This is a genomic window from Methylobacterium sp. WL6 (assembly GCF_008040095.1).
Lineage (GTDB): Bacteria > Pseudomonadota > Alphaproteobacteria > Rhizobiales > Beijerinckiaceae > Methylobacterium.
Genome location: NZ_VRVH01000355.1, coordinates 1 through 4239 on the forward strand (window position 1 = coordinate 1; position 4239 = coordinate 4239).

7 protein-coding genes are annotated in these 4239 nt (G+C 73.7%); 1 reads left to right on the forward strand and 6 read right to left on the reverse strand.

Annotated elements, in window-relative coordinates:
- Positions 1-835 (forward strand): transporter (locus FV230_RS25365; protein WP_147844366.1); only part of this gene is annotated, 835 nt, incomplete at its 5' end.
- Between the two features lie 19 nt (positions 836-854).
- On the opposite strand, the gene panC is transcribed toward FV230_RS25365, so the two are convergent.
- The 6 genes from panC to bla form a co-directional block, all read right to left on the reverse strand.
- Positions 855-1712 (reverse strand): pantoate--beta-alanine ligase, encoded by an 858-nt coding sequence (gene panC / locus FV230_RS25370; protein WP_147844367.1) that lies wholly within the window; start codon positions 1710-1712, stop codon positions 855-857.
- A 225-nt stretch (positions 1713-1937) separates the two neighbouring features.
- Positions 1938-2171, reverse strand: coding sequence for a DUF6883 domain-containing protein (locus FV230_RS25375; protein ID WP_147844368.1), 234 nt, complete (start codon positions 2169-2171; stop codon positions 1938-1940).
- Positions 2168-2419 carry a DUF4926 domain-containing protein gene (locus FV230_RS25380; protein WP_147844369.1) on the reverse strand — a complete coding sequence of 84 codons (252 nt, stop codon included), beginning with the start codon at positions 2417-2419 and terminating at the stop codon, positions 2168-2170. Before FV230_RS25380 ends, FV230_RS25375 begins: the two co-directional genes overlap by 4 nt.
- A 106-nt stretch (positions 2420-2525) precedes the next feature.
- Positions 2526-2867: a hypothetical protein gene (locus FV230_RS25385; protein ID WP_243932886.1), complete on the reverse strand. Its 342-nt coding sequence runs from the start codon at positions 2865-2867 to the stop codon at positions 2526-2528.
- A gap of 87 nt (positions 2868-2954) precedes the next feature.
- The gene (locus tag FV230_RS25390) at positions 2955-3446 is read right to left on the reverse strand and encodes an aminoacyl-tRNA deacylase (RefSeq protein WP_147729711.1); all 492 of its coding nucleotides are present in this window, start codon (positions 3444-3446) and stop codon (positions 2955-2957) included.
- Positions 3446-4239, reverse strand: a 794-nt coding sequence (gene bla, locus FV230_RS25395) for a class A beta-lactamase (protein WP_147844370.1), incomplete at its 5' end; no start/stop codon positions are given. The genes FV230_RS25390 and bla, both read right to left, overlap by 1 nt.

Genomic DNA, 4239 nt, shown 5'->3' on the forward strand with positions numbered 1-4239 from the left:
GGCGTGCGCCGCGCACGGAGCCGCCCGGGCGGGCTCGGCCGCGCAGCCGGGCCAGACCGTCGGCCTGCCGGCCGGGTTTCCGCTGGCGGAGGGGCTGTACCTCATCGACACGTCGAGCTTCGGCGTGCGCGACACGCGACCCCGCGACTCGGAACTCAACGTCAACCTGCCGTCCATCATCTGGGCGACGCCGTGGCGGGTGCTGGATGCCCGGCTCCAGTTCACGGTGCTGCAGCCGGTGACCGCGACGGCGCCGAACGGCGCGCGCTACCAGAGCGGGTTCGGCCAGACCCTGCTCGCGGCCCAGCTCGCCTGGGATCTCGGCCAGCATGTCGGCGTCAGCTACCTGCTCGGCGCCTACCTGCCGAGCGACACCAAGGTGGTGATCCGGAACCCGGTGCTGCACCAGCGCTTCGCCGCGACCTACAACGGCGACGGCTGGAACCTGACGGCGCATTTCCTCTACGGGATCTTCTTCGACACCACCTCGCCCACCGGCACGTACTACCCGGACTTCCTCAACCTCGACCTGACCGCGACGAAGAAGTTCGGCAAGCTCGAGGTCGGTGCCGTCGCCTTCGGCTCCACCGACCTGCCGACCGGCCGGGCGAGCTACCAGCGTCAGGGCCAATTCGCCGTCGGCGCCCTCGTCGGCTACAATTTCGGGCCGGTGAACCTGCAGGCCTACGTCACCCGGGACGTCGCCGAGCGCAATTACGGCGGCTCCGACACCCGCGGCTGGCTGCGGGCGATCGTGCTGCTGGGCAAGCTCGACGACCATCCGGGCGACAAGCCGGACGGGCCGCAGCCCGAGCCGCTGCTCGCCAAGCGCTGACGCCGGCGCGGCCGGGGGCTTACACCGCGACGTTGTCGATCAGACGGGTCTTGCCGAGATAGGCGGCGGCGAGCACGCGAGCCGGGCCGTCGACGCGGGCGAGCGGGGCCAGCGTCGCCGCATCGCAGACGGCGAGGTACTGCACGGCGAATCCCGCGGCCTCCAGCGCGGCGATCCCGCGCGCGATGGCGGGTGCCGTCTCGCCGCCGTCCCGCGCCTGCGCCGCGATGTCGGACAGGACCGCGTGGAGCTTCGGCGCGGTCGCCCGCTCGGCCGGCGCGAGGTAGCGGTTGCGCGAGGACAGGGCGAGGCCGTCGGCCTCGCGGATCGTCGGCATGCCGTGGATCGCGACATCGAGGTCGAGGTCGGCGACCGCGCGCCGGATCACCTGCAGCTGCTGGAAATCCTTCTCGCCGAACAGGGCGGCATCCGGCCGGACCTGGTTGAGCAGCTTCGTCACCACGGTGGCCACGCCCGAGAAGTGGCCGGGGCGGAAGGCGCCGCACAGCCCCTCGGTGAGGCCGCCCACCTCGATGCGGCTCGAAAACCCCGGCGGGTACATGGCGGCCGCCTCCGGCATCCAGGCCGCGTCCGTCCCGGCCTGCGCCAGCAGGGCGAGGTCGCTCGCGGCGTCGCGCGGATAGCGGGCGAAATCCTCGCTCGGGCCGAACTGGGTCGGGTTGACGAAGACGCTCGCCACCACGCGCTCGCCCAGGGTCCGCGCATGCGCGATCAGCGCGAGGTGGCCGCGATGCAGCGCACCCATGGTCGGCACCAGCACGACGCGGTCGCCGGCCGCGCGCCACGCGGCGACCGTCTCGCGCAAGCGGGCGAGATCGGCGATGGCCTGCGTCTCGGGGGTGGGATGGGCTGGCATGGCGGGCTCCGGCGGAACAGGCGTGCGATCGGCGCGATCCGCCCGCGGGCAGATCGGCTCGCCCCGCCTCGCCGCGGCTTCTTGCAAGACCGTCGAGCAATTTCAACCGGCTCGGTGGCGCGGCCCCGGGAATGCCGTGACGAAGGCTGCCACGGCATCCTCGCTCATCTGCGAGACCGTGCGGATTCCGGGATGGCGGCCGTCCGGGGCGTCCAGCGGTCCCTCTTAGACCAGGCGTTGCGCGCCGATCGCGTCGACGGTCGCCTTGCTGAAGCGTTGCGAAGCGGCATGACCCAGCAGGGCGCGGGCGAACACGTCGGGCCGGTCGAGGCTGAACCCGAAGTCCGGGAAGAACGCCGCCTTGCCCTGATTGCGCGGATGGGACGGCACCAGAAGATACTTCGTGATCTTGTCGCTGTTCAGGACGAAGTTGCGAACGAACGGCGGTTCGCAGGTCACGCCGCGGGAACGCCGACGTGGCGCAGGTCGGCTGCGAGCATGGTCGCGACGGCGCCGTAGGGCTCGGCGAACTCGACCCCATAGGCGAAGCCGCCGCGAATCACCGAGACGACGGTGCCCCGGCTGCCGGCCGGGATCACGTCCCCGTCGTCCGACGTCGCCGACCGGATCGTCTCGACCGTGTCGAGGTCTCGGAAATCCGTCACCGGCTCGTCGCCGAGCACGAAGGAGAAAGCGCCCAGCGTCATTCGGGCAGGATACGCCGCGCGTGCCGGACCACAAGCCTCGTGCATGCAGGGGGAGGGGGCGGCGACCGCATCGGGTTGGCCGCCGCCGGTCATGCCCCCGTCGCGCTCATCGGCAATACGGCAGCAGGGGCCGGCCGAACGGGTCGTCGACGCCCGGCGGGGGCGTGAGGCCGTAATAGCTCGGCTTCGACAGGCCGTAGGACGAGCCGACGTAGCTCGGATCGTCGGGCGCGTTGGTCGGCACCGGCGCGCGGCGCGGCAGGCAGGCGACCCGGCGCGGGGGCGGGGCGGCGTGAAGCAGGACGCCGTCGCTGCCGTCGCCGCGCGGGAAGTAGCGCGGCGCGCTCGCGACGGGTCCGCCATAGGCCGGCCCCGGCTCGGGGGCGAACAGGTCGGCCGCGCCGGCGGGCCCCACGGCGAAGCCGCAGAGGAAGCAGGCCCGGATCATCGCTCTCGCGCGCATGCGCACGTCGTCCCCCGACCCGCGGAAACCGGGCACGCGGTGCCAGTGTCGGCGCACAGGGTGAACCGATCGTTACCGATCGGCCAACGCGACCAGCCGGGCCTGGAGCACCGTGACGAGGTCGGCGGTCGCGAGCCGCAGCTGCAGGCCGCGCCCGCCGCCGTTGACGTGGATCTCGGTGCGGCCGGCGAGCGATCCCGCATCGATCAGCACCGGCACCCGGCGCTTGGCTCCGAGCGGGCTGATCCCGCCGACGTGGTAGCCGGTGATCCGCTCCGCCTCCGGCGGCTTCAGCATCGACGCCGCCTTGCCGCCCATCGCGGCGGCGACCCGCTTCATCGCCACCTCCCGGTCGGAGGCGACGAGCAGGCAGACCGGCTGGCCGTCGACGGCGGCCATCAGGGTCTTGAGGATGCAGCCCGGCTCGACGCCGAGCGCCTCGGCCGCCTGCAGGCCGATGCGCGGCGCCTCCGGGTCGTAGGCGTAGCCCACCATCGCGTAGGCGATGCCGGCCTTGTCCAGCGCCCGCGAGGCGGGGGTCGCCCGCGGCGTCGCCTTGGCCATCACACCGCCTCCGCCAGGATGCGGCCGATCTCGGCATGGGCGGCGTCCCGCGCGGCCGGCGGCGCCTCCGAGCCGGTCAGGAACACACCCGCGAGGATCGGCGCCCGGCCCGGCGGATGCAGGATCGCCACGACGTTCGACGTCGCGTTGTCGCCGCTGCCGGTCTTGTCGCCGACCGGCCAGGCGGGCGGCAGGCCGGCACGGAGCTTGGCCCCGCCGGTCTCGCAGGCGACCATCCAGGCTTCCAGCCGCGCCCGGTGCGGCGGGGCCAGCGCGTCGCCGAGGAGGCAGCGGTCCAGCGTCCGGGTGATCGCGGCCGGGCTGGTGGTGTCGCGCGGATCGCCGGGCAGGGCGGTGTTGAGGGTCGGCTCGGTCCGGTCGAGGCGGGTGACCGCGTCGCCCTGCCCGCGCAGCCAGGCGGTGAGCGCCGCCGGTCCGCCCAGCGCGTCGAGGAGCAGGTTGGCCGCGGTGTTGTCGCTCCGGACGATCGCCGCCGCGCAGAGCCCACCGACGGTCATCTCCGCATGGCCGCCGCCGGCCGCATCCAGGGCCGAGCGCGTGACCGGGGCGTAGCTCTGCAGATCGTCCGCCCCGTAGGCGATGCGCCGATCGAGCGTTTCGCGGCCGGCGGCGACGCGGGCCAGGATCGCCGCCGCCGCCAGCACCTTGAAGGTGCTGCACAGCGCGAACGCTTCGTCCGCGCGATGGCCGAGGAACACGCCCGTCGCGTCGCGGAACGCCACGCCGACCCGACCGCCGAGGCGCGCCTCGAGCGCCCCGATGCGTCCGGCGG